This window comes from Enterococcus sp. AZ126 (assembly GCF_051714545.1).
Lineage (GTDB): Bacteria > Bacillota > Bacilli > Lactobacillales > Enterococcaceae > Enterococcus_L.
Genome location: NZ_JBIOSB010000001.1, coordinates 412,128 through 430,207 on the forward strand (window position 1 = coordinate 412,128; position 18,080 = coordinate 430,207).

General features: G+C 35.7%; 16 protein-coding genes. 6 read left to right on the forward strand and 10 right to left on the reverse strand.

What is annotated here, in order from left to right:
- Window positions 1–8: 8 nt before the first annotated feature.
- From IGI43_RS01995 to IGI43_RS02005, 3 genes are all read right to left on the reverse strand, one after another.
- Window positions 9–773 (reverse strand): carboxymuconolactone decarboxylase family protein, encoded by a 765-nt coding sequence (locus IGI43_RS01995; RefSeq protein WP_438756148.1) that lies wholly within the window; start codon window positions 771–773, stop codon window positions 9–11.
- Window positions 774–976: 203 nt separating this feature from the next.
- Window positions 977–1,369 carry a MerR family transcriptional regulator gene (locus tag IGI43_RS02000; RefSeq protein ID WP_438756149.1) on the reverse strand — a complete coding sequence of 131 codons (393 nt, stop codon included), beginning with the start codon at window positions 1,367–1,369 and terminating at the stop codon, window positions 977–979.
- 459 nt (window positions 1,370–1,828) lie between these two features.
- Window positions 1,829–2,980 carry a hydroxymethylglutaryl-CoA synthase gene (locus tag IGI43_RS02005; RefSeq protein ID WP_438756150.1) on the reverse strand — a complete coding sequence of 384 codons (1,152 nt, stop codon included), beginning with the start codon at window positions 2,978–2,980 and terminating at the stop codon, window positions 1,829–1,831.
- A gap of 183 nt (window positions 2,981–3,163) precedes the next feature.
- Here IGI43_RS02005 and IGI43_RS02010 point away from each other — a divergent pair, with 183 nt between their 5' ends.
- The 4 genes from IGI43_RS02010 to IGI43_RS02025 all read left to right on the forward strand — a co-directional run bounded on the left by IGI43_RS02010 (window position 3,164) and on the right by IGI43_RS02025 (window position 8,872).
- On the forward strand, window positions 3,164–5,581 hold the full coding sequence (locus IGI43_RS02010) for a hydroxymethylglutaryl-CoA reductase, degradative (protein WP_438756151.1): 2,418 nt from the start codon (window positions 3,164–3,166) through the stop codon (window positions 5,579–5,581).
- A 545-nt stretch (window positions 5,582–6,126) separates the two neighbouring features.
- Window positions 6,127–7,890: a CocE/NonD family hydrolase gene (locus IGI43_RS02015; RefSeq protein WP_438756152.1), complete on the forward strand. Its 1,764-nt coding sequence runs from the start codon at window positions 6,127–6,129 to the stop codon at window positions 7,888–7,890.
- 74 nt (window positions 7,891–7,964) lie between these two features.
- A complete protein-coding gene (locus IGI43_RS02020; RefSeq protein ID WP_438756153.1) occupies window positions 7,965–8,594 on the forward strand; it encodes a LysR family transcriptional regulator in 630 nt (209 codons plus the stop codon).
- Window positions 8,595–8,641: 47 nt separating this feature from the next.
- On the forward strand, window positions 8,642–8,872 hold the full coding sequence (locus IGI43_RS02025) for a hypothetical protein (protein ID WP_438756155.1): 231 nt from the start codon (window positions 8,642–8,644) through the stop codon (window positions 8,870–8,872).
- 216 nt (window positions 8,873–9,088) lie between these two features.
- Here the strand turns inward: IGI43_RS02025 and rplS are convergent, their stop codons facing one another.
- The 4 genes from rplS to IGI43_RS02045 all read right to left on the reverse strand — a co-directional run bounded on the left by rplS (window position 9,089) and on the right by IGI43_RS02045 (window position 12,329).
- Window positions 9,089–9,436 (reverse strand): 50S ribosomal protein L19, encoded by a 348-nt coding sequence (gene rplS, locus IGI43_RS02030; protein ID WP_069644564.1) that lies wholly within the window; start codon window positions 9,434–9,436, stop codon window positions 9,089–9,091.
- A 143-nt stretch (window positions 9,437–9,579) separates the two neighbouring features.
- Window positions 9,580–10,329 (reverse strand): tRNA (guanosine(37)-N1)-methyltransferase TrmD, encoded by a 750-nt coding sequence (gene trmD, locus IGI43_RS02035; RefSeq protein ID WP_438756156.1) that lies wholly within the window; start codon window positions 10,327–10,329, stop codon window positions 9,580–9,582.
- Complete coding sequence (gene rimM, locus IGI43_RS02040; protein WP_438756157.1) at window positions 10,319–10,843, reverse strand: ribosome maturation factor RimM; 525 nt, start codon at window positions 10,841–10,843, stop codon at window positions 10,319–10,321. Before rimM ends, trmD begins: the two co-directional genes overlap by 11 nt.
- 118 nt (window positions 10,844–10,961) lie before the next feature.
- Complete coding sequence (locus IGI43_RS02045) at window positions 10,962–12,329, reverse strand: Nramp family divalent metal transporter (protein ID WP_438756158.1); 1,368 nt, start codon at window positions 12,327–12,329, stop codon at window positions 10,962–10,964.
- Between the two features lie 290 nt (window positions 12,330–12,619).
- Here IGI43_RS02045 and IGI43_RS02050 point away from each other — a divergent pair, with 290 nt between their 5' ends.
- Together IGI43_RS02050 and IGI43_RS02055 are read left to right on the forward strand one after the other, a co-directional pair.
- Window positions 12,620–13,219, forward strand: a complete 600-nt coding sequence (locus tag IGI43_RS02050) for a TVP38/TMEM64 family protein (protein ID WP_438756159.1) — start codon at window positions 12,620–12,622, stop codon at window positions 13,217–13,219.
- 92 nt (window positions 13,220–13,311) lie between these two features.
- Window positions 13,312–15,114, forward strand: a complete 1,803-nt coding sequence (locus IGI43_RS02055; protein ID WP_438756160.1) for a glycerophosphoryl diester phosphodiesterase membrane domain-containing protein — start codon at window positions 13,312–13,314, stop codon at window positions 15,112–15,114.
- 54 nt (window positions 15,115–15,168) lie between these two features.
- Here the strand turns inward: IGI43_RS02055 and nth are convergent, their stop codons facing one another.
- Genes nth through IGI43_RS02070 form a run of 3 tightly spaced genes read right to left on the reverse strand, consistent with a single transcriptional unit; the run spans window position 15,169 to window position 18,076 of the window.
- A complete protein-coding gene (nth, locus tag IGI43_RS02060; RefSeq protein ID WP_438756161.1) occupies window positions 15,169–15,816 on the reverse strand; it encodes an endonuclease III in 648 nt (215 codons plus the stop codon).
- A gap of 11 nt (window positions 15,817–15,827) precedes the next feature.
- Window positions 15,828–16,544: a DnaD domain protein gene (locus IGI43_RS02065; RefSeq protein ID WP_438756163.1), complete on the reverse strand. Its 717-nt coding sequence runs from the start codon at window positions 16,542–16,544 to the stop codon at window positions 15,828–15,830.
- A 32-nt stretch (window positions 16,545–16,576) separates the two neighbouring features.
- Window positions 16,577–18,076 carry a carboxypeptidase M32 gene (locus IGI43_RS02070; RefSeq protein ID WP_438756164.1) on the reverse strand — a complete coding sequence of 500 codons (1,500 nt, stop codon included), beginning with the start codon at window positions 18,074–18,076 and terminating at the stop codon, window positions 16,577–16,579.
- Window positions 18,077–18,080: the final 4 nt, after the last annotated feature.

Consider the following 18,080-nt stretch of genomic DNA (forward strand, 5'->3'; position numbering starts at 1 on the left):
CCTCAATTTTATTTTTCGTTTTCTTCTGGTAATACTTCATTGATACAATTTAATGCGGTTAATGTTCTTGGATAGCCAATAAATGGCAGTAAAACAGTGATTGTCTCGATCAATTGTTGCTTATCATTGCCAACACGCTGATTATTGTGAATATGCCCTTTCAACTGAGCATCCGCACCGCCCATTGAAGCCAACATCGTGAAAATCAGTAATTCGCGTTCTTTCGATGTTAATCCGTTTCTCGTAAAATAATCACCGAAACAATTATCTGCTAAAAATGTAGCAAAATGTTTTTGATTTTCTGGCATCGTTTTAAGCATCTGATCTACAGCATCTCCAGCAACTTCTCGTACAATTTCCAAGCCTTTTTCATAACGATTTTCACTTGTAGTTGTTCCTTGTTTGGCCAAAGGAATTGAAATACCTCTTTCAGCTAAAATCTCATTAGTAGCGTGCAAGAAATCGAATACTTTCCCTAAACCGACATAAGGCACAGCTTGATAGACAACTTCTTTTATCTCAATTGGTGAAACACCCACATTTAACGCAGCATTCATCATCGCTTTGTATTCATTGACACATTGCATTGCAATTAAAGAAGCTAGCGTTACTTTCATGCGTAACTTTACATCTAGGTTTGAATATTGAAGGACTTCATCAAAAGTAAAGTTGTCAAAAATCTCAATAAATTCTGGATCTGTATTGGCTAGGACTGACTCATGGTTTGGAAATAATTCATCATGGTTCTTCTGTGCAGTTTGACTGATTGACATGTTATTCCTCCTTAATTTAAACGTAGTATCATTATGTTACTAAATAAATGACCATTTTTTCTTACTAACAATAATAGTCTAGCTCTTGAAGTCCACTCCAAGTCAAGCGTTTTTTCAAAAAAAATAAAAAAAACCTCCAAATCAGACTTCCTCTAAAAAAATATTTAGAAGAAAGACAAGATTTAGAAGCAATTCATTTTCTATTATCTATTCATATTAAAATCTCGTAAGGCCTTTTCAGCAGGTATCATATGCTCGTCGTAATTGGCTAGCTTAAACTCTAACCGTTCAATAGCTGTATTTAATTCCGCTGCTTTTTCTTTTAGTTCCGAAATTTGGTCAGCAATAATTTCTTTACGAGCGGGAACTGTCTCATTCCCCACTTGAAATAAGGTTAAATATTCCACTAGCGATTCAATCGATAGACCCGCATTTCTCATTTGTCTACTAAAGACAATCCAACGCAAATCTTCCTCGTCAAAATTACGAATCCCATTATCACTGCGTTTCACAGGTGGAATCAAACCAATCCGTTCATAATATCTAATAGTATCTGAAGAAACACCGCTTAATTCACTTACTTTTTTTATATTCATGCCTTACTCCTCCTTTACGCATTCCCTAACAAGTTACTTTCTTTTTCATTATAAAACAATTTTATCCTCTTTTACAAATTTTCTTATTGGCATTTTAACACCATTTGATAAAGTAACAGTTTCCATGATCTTATTCCTCCTAGTAAAATAATAGTGTAAATCTAATTCCATATCTCACGTTGCATATTTCTATATGATTTTAAGTTATCACTTAGAGTTCACTTAGAGGTCACTTCAAGTCAAGCATTTTAAGCCACTATATATTGAAAAATAACCCTCAAAGAAATAAAACTATTCATCTGTTACAATCTATAACAAAAAGAGGCTAGGATATAACTCTACGAGTTATATCCTAGCCATAAAAAATCCGAATAAACGCTTCTGTCTAAACCTCTTGATTTAACAAAAATATATTGCTTTATAAATAATCTTTAAATAACTTCAAATTATTCTTACAGACTAGTTTTCCTTATATGCTCTAACTGTATTTGAAATAGAAGCGATACTATACGGAAGTTCATCTTCGTAGTCACTATTTACATCTGTATCCAAAATATCGTTAAATAGCTCTTCATACTCAGCAATTGATAATACTGTTCGATTGTCTAGTTGCGCTCGATGAAGATTTGTGAGCAATTGATTTTGGTAACCGTCAACAAGTCTGCCACTAAAGAATTCTGCTACAGTACCGGATCCATAGCTAAATAACCCGATCTGCTCTCCTGCATTCAATTGACCATTTTCTAGCAATGAAATCAGCCCTAAATATAGAGATCCAGTATATAAATTACCAACTTGTCTACTATACATAATACTTGCTTCATATTTAGTTAAAATGCGTTCCTGTTCTTCTGGAGATTCCTCTTCCAAAGCAGCTAACAATGCCTTTTTCCCCATTTTTGTATAAGGAATATGGAAAGCTAAAGCCTGGAAATCACTGATTGATTTTTTGTATCTACTCCGGTATTCTTCCCATACTTTTTGAAATGCTTGGATGTAAGTTTCATTAGATAGTTGCCCGTCCACCATTGGATAGTCATGTCCCACTGGTCGCCAAAAATCATAGATATCTTGGGTTAATGCCACACTATCATCATTCAATTGTAAAATTCTTGGATCAGCCGAAACTAGCATCGCAACAGCCCCGGCACCTTGAGTTGGTTCACCACCAGAAGCGAGTCCATATTTAGCAATATCAGACGCTACGACTAATACTTTACTTTCAGGATGATTTTTAATATGAGCTACCGCGTACTGCAACGCAGCAGTACCAGCATAGCACGCTTCCTTCACTTCAAAAGCACGAGCAAATGATTGAATCCCCATTAATCGATGCAAAACTACCGCTGACGCTTTTGACTCATCGATTCCAGACTCAGTTCCCACGATCACCATATTGATTAGAGCTTTATCTTCATCTGTTAAAATATTTTTTGTAGCATTGGCAGCAAACGTCACTATATCCTGTGTTTTTTTATTCACAGCCATTTTATCTTGACCAATACCAATATGAAATTTATTTGGATCTACCCCTCTTGCTAGCGCTAAATCCGTCATATCCACATAGTAAGGCGGAACAAAAAAACTAATTTTATCTATCCCAACATTCATCTTATGTCTCCTTTATCATTATTCTTCTCTGTACATAGTATAATTTATCATAACTTAAGTCAAAGTAGGTAGAAAAAAGAATCAATTAAAAATTGTTAAAGAATTTCAGAAGTTTTTCTATTATAGATTATAGAGTATTCTTTTTTCACAAACCATGGTATATTTCATATTGGAGGTGACGTCGTGGAAATCGTAATTATCGACGCTTTAAGAACGCCTATCGGCAAGTATAAAGGACAATTAAAGTCATTATCTGCAGTTGAATTAGGAACAGCTGTCACAAAAGAGTTACTTACAAGGAACGAAAAAGCCGCTGAACACATACAACAAGTCATTTTTGGAAATGTATTACAAGCGGGAAATGGACAAAATCCAGCAAGACAAATTGCAATCAACAGTGGACTAAGCTTTGAAGTACCCGCTTTTACTGTAAATGAAGTTTGTGGATCCGGCATGAAAGCAATACGTTTAGCCAAACAATCTATTCAATTGGGTGAAGCGGATGTTATTTTGGCCGGTGGAACAGAAAGTATGACAAAGGCTCCAGCTATCACATACAAACAAGAAGAAACCTATTCAAAACCTGCGCCAACTATGATGGTAGACGGTTTGACAGATGCATTCAGTGGCAAAGCGATGGGCTTAACTGCTGAAAATGTCGCTGAACAATTTAACGTGACAAGAGAAATGCAAGATACCTTTGCAGTCCAATCACAAATGAAAGCAGCCAAAGCACAAGCTAAAGGAAAATTTGTGAAAGAAATAGTTCCCCTAACGATCAATAGTGCTATTTTTGCTCAAGATGAAGGCGTTCGTAAAGATACAACTTTAGAGAAACTAAGTACATTAAAAACGGTTTTCAAAGAAAATGGTACTGTCACAGCAGGCAATGCATCAACAATCAACGATGCTGCTTCAGCCATGATACTCACATCTAAATCGTTCGCTGAAAGACATGATATTCCTTATATTGCGATTGTGAAAGATATAACTGAAATTGGGATTGATCCAAGCATAATGGGAATTTCACCTATCAAGGCGATTCACTCCTTATTAAAACGCAACAATCTGAGTGTTGAAGACATTGATCTGTTTGAAATTAATGAAGCATTTGCGGCATCTTCCATCGTCGTTCAAAATGAATTGAAGATTCCTGATGAAAAACTCAATATTTGGGGTGGCGGCATTAGCTTAGGGCATCCAATTGGTGCTTCTGGGACTCGCATCGTAGCGACTTTAGCCCATCAATTAGAAGACACAAACAGTCGATACGGAGTCGCTTCCCTTTGCGTCGGTGGAGGTCTTGGACTTGCCTTACTTATTGAACGCCCACAAAAAAAAACAACAGATAAAAAGTTTTATCAACTATCAAAAGAGGAACGCTTGACATTTTTACAAGAAAAAGAGAACCTTTCTATAGAGAACAGACAAGCGTTAGAAAATATGTCTTTAGATGAAGATATAGCGAATCATTTAATTGAAAATCAAATTAGTGAAATGGCTTTACCTATGGGTATTGTTCCTGATATTTTTGTAAATAATAAACAGTACTATGTGCCGATGGCAACCGAGGAACCTTCTGTCATTGCAGCATGTAGTAATGGAGCTAAGATGATACGAAATTCTGGCAGCATTCAAAGTGTGTTATCAGAAGGACTTTTACGAGGTCAGATTGTTTTTATGAATGTTACAGATCCCGCGCTAATCGAAGAAAAAATCAATCGATTTTCAGAAAAGATTTTTGTTCAAGCAGAAAAAAGTTATCCCTCTATCGTAAAACGTGGCGGTGGATTGAGAAGAATCCAAGTTCGTCATTTTCCAGAGTACGATAGCTACTTATCTGTAGATTTACTTGTTGATACAAAAGATGCGATGGGGGCCAATATTCTCAATTCTATCTTAGAAGGGGTTGCTGATTTATTCCGTCAATGGTTTGATGATGAAATTCTATTTAGTATCTTAAGTAATTACGCAACAGAATCTTTAGTGACGGCAACCTGTGAGGTTTCATTTACTAGCTTAAGTAAAACAGGTGATTTAGAGTCTGGAAGATTAGTTGCAGAAAAAATTGCTGCCGCCTCACAATTTGCTCAAATAGATCCTTATCGTGCTACTACACATAATAAAGGGATCATGAACGGAATTGAAGCTGTAGTTTTAGCGACTGGAAATGATACCCGTGCAGTCGCAGCAGCGGCTCATGCGTTTGCTGTCAAAGGATCTTATCGTGGATTAAGTCAGTGGTCACTTGTTGAAAATGGTCTGAAAGGCTCACTTGAAATCCCTTTAGCTCTTGGAACTGTTGGAGGCGCCATCAGTGTCTTACCTAAAGCGCAAGCAGCATTGGCAATCTTAAACGTAGCCAATGCAAAAGAGTTGGCAGAAGTCATTGCTGCTGTTGGTTTAGCGCAAAATTTAGCTGCATTACGCGCTTTAGTTACAGAAGGAATTCAGCAAGGTCATATGTCCATGCAAGCTCGCTCTTTAGCCCTGTCAATAGGTGCAAAAGGATCAGAAATCGAAATCATCGCAGATAAACTAAAGAATGGTATTATGAATCAAGAACAGGCCGCAACATTTTTACTGGAGTTAAGACAATAATACATGTTAGTCAAATAATCTAATCGAATCACAGAGAGTATAGAAAAAACAAATAAGTTGCCTATTAAAATTAATCAGCTGCTTATAGGATTTATTTCTATGCTCTCTTTACAATTTTTAAAATAGTATTCCGATTTATTGTTCTTCAAGTTTCGCTTAGTACTTTAATTTTTTCCATTTTTATTTTAACCTGTTAAAATTATTTTAGAGGTGAGGATCATGATTTTATCTATAATCTTCTTTGTTTTGGGTATTTTTTCATTATTTAAATACAGAGCAACTAGAGAAAAAACGTATTTGTATATCACTTTTTCTTACTTTGTTTTTTCACTTTTCATAGGCTTTATCTTACGTTCCCTATTTGGTTATTCATTTTAAAGCTGTAAAATACGACTTCTCTTGATTCCCCCGCTATTCATTTTATGCATAGCACAAATATTTTTGAGTCAAGTATCCAAAAATACAATTTTACTTCCAAAATATTGCCTTGTATAATTTGAATTGCTTAGTAAATCAATCTTATTATACAATTGGAGGGAATCTATATGACTACAAAAATTACAGAAAAAATGTGCTTTAGTCCATCTTTTGACTATATTGATAACGGTATCGAACATGGCGTGCTTAGCCCATTTGAAACAAAAGAAATCATCTTAGAAAAAGGACAACAACTTGCTGAAGGTTTTAAACCATTGACGAATGATATTAAACTATTAAAAGATGTTCCAGTAAAATTACGCGACGGCGTCACGATTTACACGGATATCTATTTACCCGTGACGGAAGCCAAAGTTCCTGTTCTCATTGCTTGGAGTCCTTATGGAAAAAGCGCTGGAACAGCCCCTCGTTATAAAAATCTTTTCAATATGCTTGGTATGGGCAATCACTGGAACTCAGGCTTAACCAAATTTGAGGCTCCTGATCCCGATTATTGGTGTGCGCATGGCTATGCTGTTTGTAATCCTGATATGCGAGGTATCGCTCATAGTGAAGGCAACACAACGATGATTGGTTCTCAAGAAGCGCAGGATGGTTATGATTTAATCGAATGGTTAGCTTCTCAAGCTTGGTCCAATGGTAAAACAGCACTTACAGGAACCTCTTATTTAGCCTTTTCACAGTGGTATATTGCAGCTGAAACACCTCCTCACTTAACGTGTATCAATCCTACTGAAGGACTTGCCGATGCTTACCGTGATCTTGCCTTTATTGGTGGCATCCCTGATGAAAATTTTATTGAACGCTTGCAAGTAAATCATGTCAGTGCAAAAAGTGTCAAACGGGAAGACTTACTAAAAGAAATGAGCGCATATCCTTTGGCTGATACAGCAATTTGGCAAGACAAAGTTGCTGATCCAAGCAAAATTACAGTACCCGCCTTTGTTATCGCAAGCTACTCGAATACGCTACACACGATGGGGACCTTCCGTTCTTGGCGCACATTAGGTTCATCAGAAAAATGGCTTCGTATCCACGATCGCCAAGAATGGCCTTATTATTATGATGAAAAGAATACGGAAGAGTTACGCAGATTCTTTGATTACTATTTACTTGAAAAAGACAACGGTTGGACAAATACGCCAGTTGTTCGCTATTCTCTGATTGATTTTCAAGGAGGCAATCAAACAGACATAGCCTCTGAATCTTTCCCACCTTTAGCTAGTGAAAACAAACGTTATTACATGAATGGGCTATTCCGTACTTTACAAGAAAATCCTGAATCAAACGATTTCCCAGTAAAATATTCTTCAGAAAGTTTACCAGGGCGCACCTCCTTTCAAATGACCTTCGATAAGGACACAGATTTTGTTGGTTATCCAAAAGCGAAGCTCTTCATGGAAGTTGATGGTTATGAGGATATGGATGTTTTTGTTTGGATTCAAAAATTAGACAAATTCGGGAATGTTTTAAGTGAATTTGTCATTCCAAATCACGGCGCTGCACTCCAAGATTTTACCCAAGAAGGTGCCTCAGCTTTACGGTATAAAGGCACTTGGGGACGTCTTCGAGCATTAATGCGTCATCTTGATAATAAGCTTACAACAGACGAAATCCCTGCGTATAGCTTTGACCGTGTTGAAAAACTATCACAAGGTGAAATTGTGGACCTTGATATCGTATTAAGTCCGCTCGGTCTATCATATAAAGCTGGTGAAACATTAAGAATAGTTGTAAGTAGCAAAGATGAACTCGGATCAGTGATGCCTGGCACACCAAGATGTACACCTGTTAACAAAGGAACCCATATTCTCCATACTGGTGGCGAGTATGCTTCCTATCTGCAATTACCAAAGATCAATAAACTATAGAAAAACTTGTTAAATGAATGCGTGAACTTTATACTAAAGCTACTATTAACTATATTTAATTGAATGGAGCTACAATGAAATTAACGACCTTACATTATTTTGTTGCAGTTGCTACTGAGGGTAGTTTTACAAAAGCGTCTGAAAAATTGTATATTTCCCAACCAACTCTGAGTAGACGAATACAAGAATTAGAAACTGAATTAGGCGTAGAATTATTTATTCGCCATAATCATGGACTTACACTATCAAGCGCTGGTGAACAGTTCTTGACAGAAGTTAGTGACGTTTTAAAACGTGTTGATCATTTAGCTCATCTGTTCGACCCGCAAATAAATTCTGATAAAACAACACAAATTTTAAAAATTGGATATTTACAGAATATCAATATGAGCAGAATGTATGAGCTATTTGAGCGTTTTAAAAGCAATCATCCTAATGTTCAATTTTTAATGAAGCAAGATACACCCATGAATTTAGCTGATGGGCTTTCTACTGATCAATATGATTTAGTCTTTAATTTATCAACTTATTTTCAAGCGAATCAAACTATTGAAAAAGCTGTATTCATGAAAAATCATTTACAAATTGCGGTCCCTTTTGATCATGTATTAAGTCATAAGCATGAGTTGGATTTTGCTGATTTAAGTCAAGAAACGTTCATCTTGCTTGAAAGACAACACTCCCTGTTATTGTCGATTACGTGATTAGTCAAGGGATCAAAAATGGCTTTAATTTGAAAGTGGATTTTTATGTGAAAGATCTTGATGAAGGGCTTTCTATGGTTTCTCTTGGTAAAGGATTGGCCTTTTTATATTCGGGGATGGATGATGGAACATTAGAAGATCGATATCGTATTAAAATTATCGATTTAAAAGATGAGAGTAAAAAGCAAAATATTGTCGTTGCTTTTGATACAAAAAACGAAAATTATCTCCTTCAAAAGTTATTTATGTTTGTACAGAATGATTTAATGGATTTTTAACTTAAACGATAAGAAAAATACTTTTTGATAAACTTAAACAAAGGACGTGAGTTATTTTTTGTGTATTGTTCCTTGTTTAAGTTATTTTTTTCAAAAAAGTTTTGAATTCTGTTTTAAACTATGAATATTCAAACCTCATACATTTATCATTTGTAAATAGACAAAAATAAAACCCCTTGACAATCAAGGGGTTCATTGTTAATTAATAACAAGTTTTTAACGACGGATTTCTTTAATACGAGCTGCTTTACCGTGTAATGCACGTAGGTAATAAAGTTTCGCACGACGAACTTTACCATAACGAACTACTTCGATTTGCGCAACACGTGGTGTGTGTAATGGGAATGTACGTTCCACACCAACACCGTTAGAAATTTTACGTACTGTATAAGTTTCGCTGATACCAGCACCGCGGCGTCCGATAACAACTCCTTCAAATAATTGGATACGTTCGCGTGTTCCTTCGACTACTTTCGCATGAACGCGAACAGTGTCTCCTGGACGAAATGCAGGGATATCCGTACGTAATTGATCTTGTGTTAATTCTTGAATTAATGGATTCATTCTTTTTTCTCCTCATTCCAAACATTCTTATGGACACTGCCACAGCGGAATATCGTAATAGTTGAGCGCTTTGCACTCACTGAAATAGTTTAACATAGGTATTCAATGCTGTAAAGGAATTTTCTTTAAAGATCCCTTATTTTCTATTCATTGACAGACTTTTCCTCTTCAATGATTTCAGCAAGGAATTTTTTCATTTCATCATCAAGTTCAAGTGTCTCCAACATATCTGGACGTCTTAAATAGGTTCTACGTAAGGATTCTTTCAATTGCCATTCAGCAATCAATTTATGATTGCCATTCGTTAAGACTTCTGGGACATTCATTCCATTAAATTCGGCTGGACGTGTATATTGCGGATGTTCCAATAATCCTGTTGAATGAGAATCTGCTTGAGCAGACAATTTATTTCCTAAAACATCAGGAAGCAGACGGACCGTTGCATCAATCATGACCATTGCTCCTAATTCTCCGCCAGTCAAGACATAATCGCCTAGAGAAACTTCATCTGTCACAAAAGAACGAATACGCTCATCATAGCCCTCATAATGACCGCAAATAAAGACTAGATGCTCTTCTTCGGAAAATTCTTCCGCCATACTTTGGTCAAATCGCTTCCCTGCCGGATCCAACAAAATCACACGTTTTTTAGTTTTCGGCGATGCTTCTTCAATCCTTCTTAAGTTATCATAAATCGGCTGAACTTTTAAGAGCATTCCTGCTCCACCACCATAAGGATAATCATCAACCGACTGGTGCTTATTATTCGAATGATCACGGAAATTAGAAACATTGATTTCTAGCAAATTTTTCTCTACAGCTTTTCCAATGATCGATTCTCCCATCGGGCCTTCAAACATTCTTGGAAAAAGCGTCAATACATCAATTCTCATCGTCGATCAAACCTTCTGGAATCTCTACACGAACGATCCCTTTTTCTAAATCAATCGACTGAACAACCGATTCGATATAAGGAATCAAGACATCTTTTTTCTTTGGTCTTTGAACAACCCAGACATCATTTGCACCTGGTGAAAGAATTTCTTTGATTTTACCAAGTTCTTTGTCATTTTCGTCGATGACAGTCAACCCGATGATTTCGTGATAATAAAATTCATCACCTGGTAAATCCTTTAACTCGTCTTTTGACACTCTTAAAATCCCATCTCGATATTTTTCAACATCATTGATTGAAAAATGATCTTCAAATGTGACAATATCAAAATTTTTATGTTTTCGATGTGTTTTGATCGTTAATTCGATTGGCGCTTTTTTTTCTTGAAATAATGTCAAAACTGATCCTTTTTTATAGCGTAGTTCTGGAAAATCCGTTTGAGAAATTATTCGTACTTCCCCTTTTAAGCCTTGAGTATTGACGATTTTTCCAACATTTAAATATTCAGTCACTTAAAACCCTCATTTCAAAATTTTAGTCTTTATCATTCTACCATTTCTGTAGACCGAATTCTATTATATATACGTAAAAAGAAAGCCATTCAACGAAGAATCGCTTTCCTTTTCTGTTTTAACTATTTACTCCTGTCAACGTTCCATAAATCAAGAATAGATTCAATGCTGTCAATACGATCGCAATGATCCAAGCCAAAACTTTCACCCACATTGGATTAGCAAATCGACCCATAATTTTTTTATTGCTTGTGTACATGGTCAAAGGAATGATTGAAATTGGTAACGCAATACTTAGAAATACTTGTGTATATAACAATAGATCTTCTACCGCTGATTCTCTACCACCATAAAGGATCACACAAATAATTACTGGTACAATGGCAATCAAACGTGTCACAACCCTACGCATCCACAGCGGCATTTTCAGGTGAATAAACCCTTCCATAACAATTTGACCTGAAAGTGTTCCGGTTATTGTAGAATTCTGCCCCGATGCAAGCAATGCTATTGCAAATAGAATACTTAAAACTGGACTTGCAATATTCCCGACGATATCAGGGTTTTTCAAAGCGTCAAACAAATCGACAAATTTACCCAGATCACTGTTCGTTCCATAAAACAAAGCGCCACCTAAAATCAGCAACAGACAATTAACGATAAAAGCAACAGTCAATTGAATATTCGAATCCCAAATCGTAAAACGAATGGCTTTCGCTTTTTCTTCATCATCATTACGATCAAATTTTCTTGCTTGAGCAATTGATGAATGCAAGTATAAATTATGAGGCATGACCGTTGCTCCAACGATTCCTAATGCCAAAAACAACATTGATTTGTCAGTTGCAATTTTCGTATCTGGAATAAATCCGCGCAACACTTCACCGATCGCTGGATCTGCAAGGGCGACTTCATATGCAAAAACAAAAAAGATCACAGCGATCAAACAACCAACGATCGCTTCTATTTTTCTAAAACCAAGTTTCATTAATAGTAATAACAATAAAACATCGAATGTTGTAATCAATACACCAATCAGTAACGGGAAGCCAAATAATAATTGTAATGCTACTGCACCACCAATCACCTCTGCAATATCCGTGGCCATGATGGCAAGTTCAGTTATGATCCATAAAACAAATCCTGTCTTTTTACTGGTATGTTCTCGCGTCGCTTGAGCCAAATCTCTTCCAGTCACAATTCCTAACTTAGCCGCCATACTTTGAAGCAGCATAGCAATCAAGCTGGATAATAAAATGACACTCAACAATGCATATTTGTATTCTGCACCACCAGCAATCGATGTAATCCAATTCCCAGGGTCCATATAACCAACTGCTACTAATGCACCAGGGCCGCTATATGCCATCAATGTTCGCAAAAAACTTCCATTTTTCGGCACATCAACCGTATTATTTATTTCTTCTAAGCTAGGGCCATTGGCATAGTTTAATAATTTTTCTGCTTCATTCTTCTTTTCTTTCATGTTACTCCTTCTTCCAACTATAAATCATCAGGTTTATATTATTATATTTTTAGGTGCGCCATAATCTTTAAGACAATTATAATCCTCTCATTCTACCTTGTAAATAGAAAATGCTCAGTTATTTATTTATTTTAGGGCTAAAGTATGATGTTTTATACGATAAATCTTTGTATAATGATCTTAACAAGTTCCTTCTTACAACTTTGTTCGTGAACTTACGTAAATAATAATGGTAAAATAATGATAAGACTTTTATACTAGAGATAGTTACTAACAAGGAGATGATAGATATGAGCATCGCACTTTCAAGGAAAATTATTAACGTTATTTCAATCGTAGGCATTATCGCAACAATTGCTGTGACGATTTATTTTGTACGATTAGGTGTTTTTAAAGATATTAATGCTTTGAGAGGATTAGTCGGTGACTCAGTGATCTTAGGACCCATTCTGTTTATGTTGATCCAGATCATTCAAGTCGTAATTCCAATCATTCCAGGTGGTATCAGTTGTGCTGCAGGCGTGCTAATATTTGGTCCTTTCGCAGGATTTATTTATAATTATGTTGGGATTGCGCTTGGTTCTGTAATTATTTTCGTTTTGGGACGTCAATATGGAAAACCGTTTATCTTAAGTTTAGTCAGTGATAAGACCTACAACAAATATATCGGTTGGCTTGACAATGAGAAACGCTTTGAACGTCTCTTTGCATTAGCGATTTTTTTTCCAGTCGCACCAGATGACGCTCTTTGCTTAATGGCTGGCTTGACAAAAATGTCTCTAAAGAAATTTACATTGATCATTATTTTAGCTAAACCTGTTTCAATCTTCTTATATAGTTTAGCCTTGATCTATGGTGGTACATTTTTAAACGGTTTACTAGGCTTTTAGTGTCTAAAAATATATAATAGAACTTATAGTGGGATAGGATGCAACAGTATCCTGTCTTCTTTTATTTTAGTTTTATAGGAGTGGAGTAATAAATGCGCTATTTAAAGAGTAGTTTTAAAAATATGATTGATTTTTTTGCGGGTACATCGGCATATTTCCGCGATGTTTTATTGATGCATGGCTTTATGCTTTTTGTACTTCTCCCGCTTTTAGCAAATTCAACGCGTTTCATTTTAAGACAAGGGAAAATTGATTATTTATCTTATGATACCATTCCGATCATCTTCTCAAAACATCCTGGTGTTTTGATTGCGCTGATCCTTGTCCTCTTAGCGATCGTAGTTGCTGTCTTTTTTGAATTTACCTTTTTACTTTTGAGTATTTTTTTTATAAAGAAAAAGGAAGTAATTTCTTTAACAAATTTACTTAAAGGAACATTTCTTCAACTTAAAAAAATTCGGTTTAGTACGATTCTTTTTTTCCTGTTCTATTTTTTCTTTGTTTTGCCACTTAGTGGTTTAGGTTTTAATTCAGATCTATTGGCAAAAATAAAAGTTCCAGCTTTTATTATGGACTTTATTTTCGCTAATCGTGTGACAATCATTGCCTTAGTGATTTTAGTCTATTTAGTATTCTTCTATTTATCTATTCGTTTGATTTTTGCATTACCTGAAATGATTTTAAGAGATGTTCCTTTCCGCCAAGCTGTTAAAGAAAGCTGGCGTTCAACTAAAAATCATTTTTTTAGAATTCTAGGGCAGTTTATTGTCATTGGTGGGAGTATCCTCTTAGTTTTCGTTATCAGTTATACAGTGATCCTAAGTGCCCAAGCAATTATTGAAACAGCTATTCCTAGTTATGCTTTGGTCAGTGCTGTAATTGCCATGACACTTTTACAATTTATTTTACTTCTTAATATTGTTTTTTCTACAGTAGGCGTTTTTTATATCACGATCGATTATATGGATGATGAAGGCTTTTTACCCGGATTGCCACAATGGTTTTTTGATCAGCCCAAAAAACCAAGAAAAGAATGGACGGCCTTTAAAATTGGATTATTTGCTTTTATCGCAGTAATCTTCGGCATTGGTGTTGGTACTTATAATACAAATTATTTAAGTAATCCATCTGTCACAGAACCTCTAACGATTTCTCACCGAGGTGTTGATGCATCAAATGGCGTTCAAAATACGTTGCCCGCTTTAGAAAAAACTAGTTTAGAACATCCTACTTATGTAGAAATGGATATACAAGAGACCAAAGACAAGCAGTTTGTTGTGATGCATGATTTTAATTTAAAAAAATTGACTGGTGTAAATAAAAGACCCAATCAGCTTAAATTGGATGAATTGACCCAATTGACAGCAAAAGAAAATGGTATGGAAGCTAAAGTATGCTCTTTTGATGAATACCTTGCAAAAGCACGCGAATTAAATCAAAAATTATTGATTGAAATCAAAACAACACCGCAAGATAGTCCCGATTTAGTTAAGCGATTTACGGAAAAATATCGAAAGGTTATTTTAACTGAAAAACATATTCTTCATACTTTGACTTTTGATACAGCGACTCAGTTAAAAGAACAAGAACCGGAATTTTATGTTGGGTATATTCTCCCGTTTAATATTGTTGGACCGCCTGTTATGAATGTAGATTTTTTTACCATGGAATATACAACCTTGAATCGGAATTTTATCAATGCTGCACACAATGACGGAAAGAAAGTTTATGCTTGGACTGTGAATGATGAAGATACTATGACACGCATGATGTTTTATGGTGTAGATGGTATTGTTACAGATGAATTAAAATTACTCAATGAGACGATCCGAACAGATTTAGATGAGCTCACCTATTCAGATAAACTCTTTCATTTCGTTATTGGGATTGGTTAAAATAACAAAAAAGAGTGTCATAAACAGTAAAACGTTTATACACTCTTTTTTTAATTATTTTGTGTTCATTCTTGTTTTACCTTCTTGGCACATATACAAAAGCGGACAAATATCGCATTTGGGATTTCGTGCTAAACAGTGATAACGACCAAAGAAGATCATCGTATGATGGGTTTTCACCCATAATTCTTTCGGAATTTTTCTCATTAACGTTTGTTCAACTTCCATAACACTTGCATCAAGTTTACAGATTCTTAATCGTTTTGACACTCGTTCAACATGGGTATCAACAGCAATCGCCGGTTCACCAAATGCATCACCCATCACAACATTAGCTGTTTTACGTCCCACACCGGGTAAAGAAACTAGTTCTTCACGAGTTTCAGGAACTTCCCCAGCAAACTGCTCCAGCAATTGAGCTGCACAAGCTTTAATATTTTTTGCTTTATTTCGATACAACCCAATCGTTTTGATTTTTTGAATGATCTCTTCAATAGGAGCTACTGCAAGAGCCTCAGGCGTTGGATAAGCTGCAAATAGCGCTGGTGTTGCTTTATTCACAGAAACATCCGTTGCTTGCGCACTTAAAATAACAGCGATCAATAATTGAAATGGACTTTTATGTGTCAGCTCACATGCTGCTTCTGGAAACATATCATACATTGTTTCGATTGCTTCCATCGTTTTTTCTTTAGAAAGCATCTATCTACCTCCTACTCACTATCTTCTGGGTTAAGCCAATTGTGTAAGGTAACTTTGGGAATTGGCTCATTTTGGACACTTTGTTGTTCGATTTCTTTTTGGATCAATGCTTGTTTTCGACGTTTTTGATCTTCTGCAACTTGCTCTTTAGTGGTAATGTTTTTGCGCTCCCAAGCTAGTAAAATTCGATCAATATACTTCAAACTATACGCCTGATTTAACACAGCTTCTCTTAATGCTAGCCGAATAAGCTCAGGTTGATAATGATCCGTCTCTAACCATTGTCCAATCATTTCCAGTTCGATCGGAGACAGTTGACGTCCAAACTCTTTTTCAAATCCTTGATATAGCTGTTTGATTGTTTCTTCCGATGTCACTTCTTTTTGTTTTTCTGTCTGTACTTGTTGTAAACGGTCAATTTTTTCAAAGATTGCGAGTAAATCATACGTATCCATCATTTGACCTTGCTCATTTTGTTTTGTTTCAATAATTAAAAACCCTCGTGAAACGAGTTGATTTAATAATTTATAAATAACATCGATTGGTTTTCCCATGATTTGACTGATCTCAGCTAAATCTGGAAACAAATCACCTTTTGCTTGGGAACGGAACAACTGTAGCCAAAATAGAAATTCTTCGTCTGTTAAACCAATTTTCTGGTAATTCTCGATAACCAAATTGGACACAGTCGTTTCACCGGCTTTTAGGTATTCATTGATTGATAACATAACTGTTCCCTCATTTCCGCTAAATAAAAAAATTACGCATTGATTTTGTATACATCATAATAAATCGATTTCATATAATCGATTAAATATTGCGGATTCACAGCTTCTCCTGTGGCATCTAAAATCAATTGATTTGGTTTTCTTGATGCCCCGTATTGATGGATGTGATCAGTCAGCCAATTTTTGATTACAGAATAATCATCACTAGCTAAAACAGTATCCACATCTATCTCTTTGCCCATAGCATGACGTAATTGAGCGGCATACATGTATCCCAGCGCATATGATGGGAAATAACCAAAGCTACCACCAGACCAGTGAACATCCTGTACGATTCCTTCTAAATCATTTTCTGGGCGTATGCCTAAATATTCTTCGTATTTATCATTCCAGATTTGTGGTAGATCCTCCACCGAAATATCCTCATTAAAAATCATTTTTTCAATTTCATAACGAATAATGATATGAAGTGGATAAGTTAAACTATCAGCTTCAATTCGCACCAAACTCGCTTTTGTTTCTTTTAATGAATCATAAAAAGTATCAAACTCAATATCGTCAAAGGTCCCTTCTGTGCATTCTTTAAAAAAGGGGAATTGTTTTTTCCAAAACTGTTTATTACTACCAATAATAATTTCATTAAATAACGATTGAGACTCATGGATTCCCATAGAAGCACCTGTTGAAAGCGGCGTATAATCATATTTTGGATCGATACTTTGTTCATAGATCCCATGACCTGCTTCATGAATAACACCAAAAGTTGCCATCGAAAAATTCGTTTCATCCCAACGTGTTGTGATCCGCGCATCATTGCGATTTAAATCCAACATAAACGGATGAACCGTATCATCTAAACGACCACGAGAAAAGTCATAGCCTAGTTGCTCTGCAACGCCTTTTACAAAGGTTTGTTGTTGCTCTTTCGTTACGTGCCTAGATAAAAAATCAGTACGTGGAACTGTACCTTTTTCAGCAATTTCCGCTCTGATTTCCATGATTCCTTTCTTTACTTGATCGAAAATCTGATCTAGTCTTTCAACAGTCAAGCCAGGTTCATATTGGTTTAATAAAACATCGTAATTTGTTGCTTCCTCTTTTTTCCAATAAGGGATAAACTCTTTTAAAAAATTGATGATTATTTGGATTTCATCTTTCATTTCAGAAAAATCTTTTGCTTTTCTAGCTTGTAACCAAGCAGTGTGAGCATTAGTTAAAGCTGTATTGTATGCTTGCATCCGTTCAACAGGAATACTATGATTTAGGTCATATTCTTCTTTGACTTTCTTATAGACAGCCATCCCCACTTCAGATAATTCGTCAGAATGAGTGTCATAATAAGCTAACGCTTCTTGGACTTTAGGTCCTACACTACGTTCAAAAGCCATTCCCGATAAATAACCGACCGCTTCACCGCGAAAAGCACTACTGGCTTCAGGCATTCCAGTTTGACTGTCCCATTCTAATAGTCCCAAAGCTGCATTCAACAACTCGATTTCTTTGATTTCTTGTAAAAATTCTGGTTCTTTCATATTG

Excerpts from the sequence above, each read along its gene's own strand:
- nth (WP_438756161.1), bottom strand. The coding sequence starts at position 15,816 with ATGCTTTCTAAAGAAAAAACGATGGAAGCAATCGAAACAATGTATGAT.
- IGI43_RS02020 (WP_438756153.1), top strand. The coding sequence starts at position 7,965 with ATGAAATTAACGACCTTACATTATTTTGTTGCAGTTGCTACTGAGGGT.
- IGI43_RS02070 (WP_438756164.1), bottom strand. The coding sequence starts at position 18,076 with ATGAAAGAACCAGAATTTTTACAAGAAATCAAAGAAATCGAGTTGTTG.
- trmD (WP_438756156.1), bottom strand. The coding sequence starts at position 10,329 with ATGAGAATTGATGTATTGACGCTTTTTCCAAGAATGTTTGAAGGCCCG.
- IGI43_RS02000 (WP_438756149.1), bottom strand. The coding sequence starts at position 1,369 with ATGAATATAAAAAAAGTAAGTGAATTAAGCGGTGTTTCTTCAGATACT.
- IGI43_RS02065 (WP_438756163.1), bottom strand. The coding sequence starts at position 16,544 with ATGTTATCAATCAATGAATACCTAAAAGCCGGTGAAACGACTGTGTCC.
- IGI43_RS02055 (WP_438756160.1), top strand. The coding sequence starts at position 13,312 with ATGCGCTATTTAAAGAGTAGTTTTAAAAATATGATTGATTTTTTTGCG.
- IGI43_RS02050 (WP_438756159.1), top strand. The coding sequence starts at position 12,620 with ATGAGCATCGCACTTTCAAGGAAAATTATTAACGTTATTTCAATCGTA.
- IGI43_RS02005 (WP_438756150.1), bottom strand. The coding sequence starts at position 2,980 with ATGAATGTTGGGATAGATAAAATTAGTTTTTTTGTTCCGCCTTACTAT.
- rplS (WP_069644564.1), bottom strand. The coding sequence starts at position 9,436 with ATGAATCCATTAATTCAAGAATTAACACAAGATCAATTACGTACGGAT.
- IGI43_RS01995 (WP_438756148.1), bottom strand. The coding sequence starts at position 773 with ATGTCAATCAGTCAAACTGCACAGAAGAACCATGATGAATTATTTCCA.
- IGI43_RS02045 (WP_438756158.1), bottom strand. The coding sequence starts at position 12,329 with ATGAAAGAAAAGAAGAATGAAGCAGAAAAATTATTAAACTATGCCAAT.
- IGI43_RS02015 (WP_438756152.1), top strand. The coding sequence starts at position 6,127 with ATGACTACAAAAATTACAGAAAAAATGTGCTTTAGTCCATCTTTTGAC.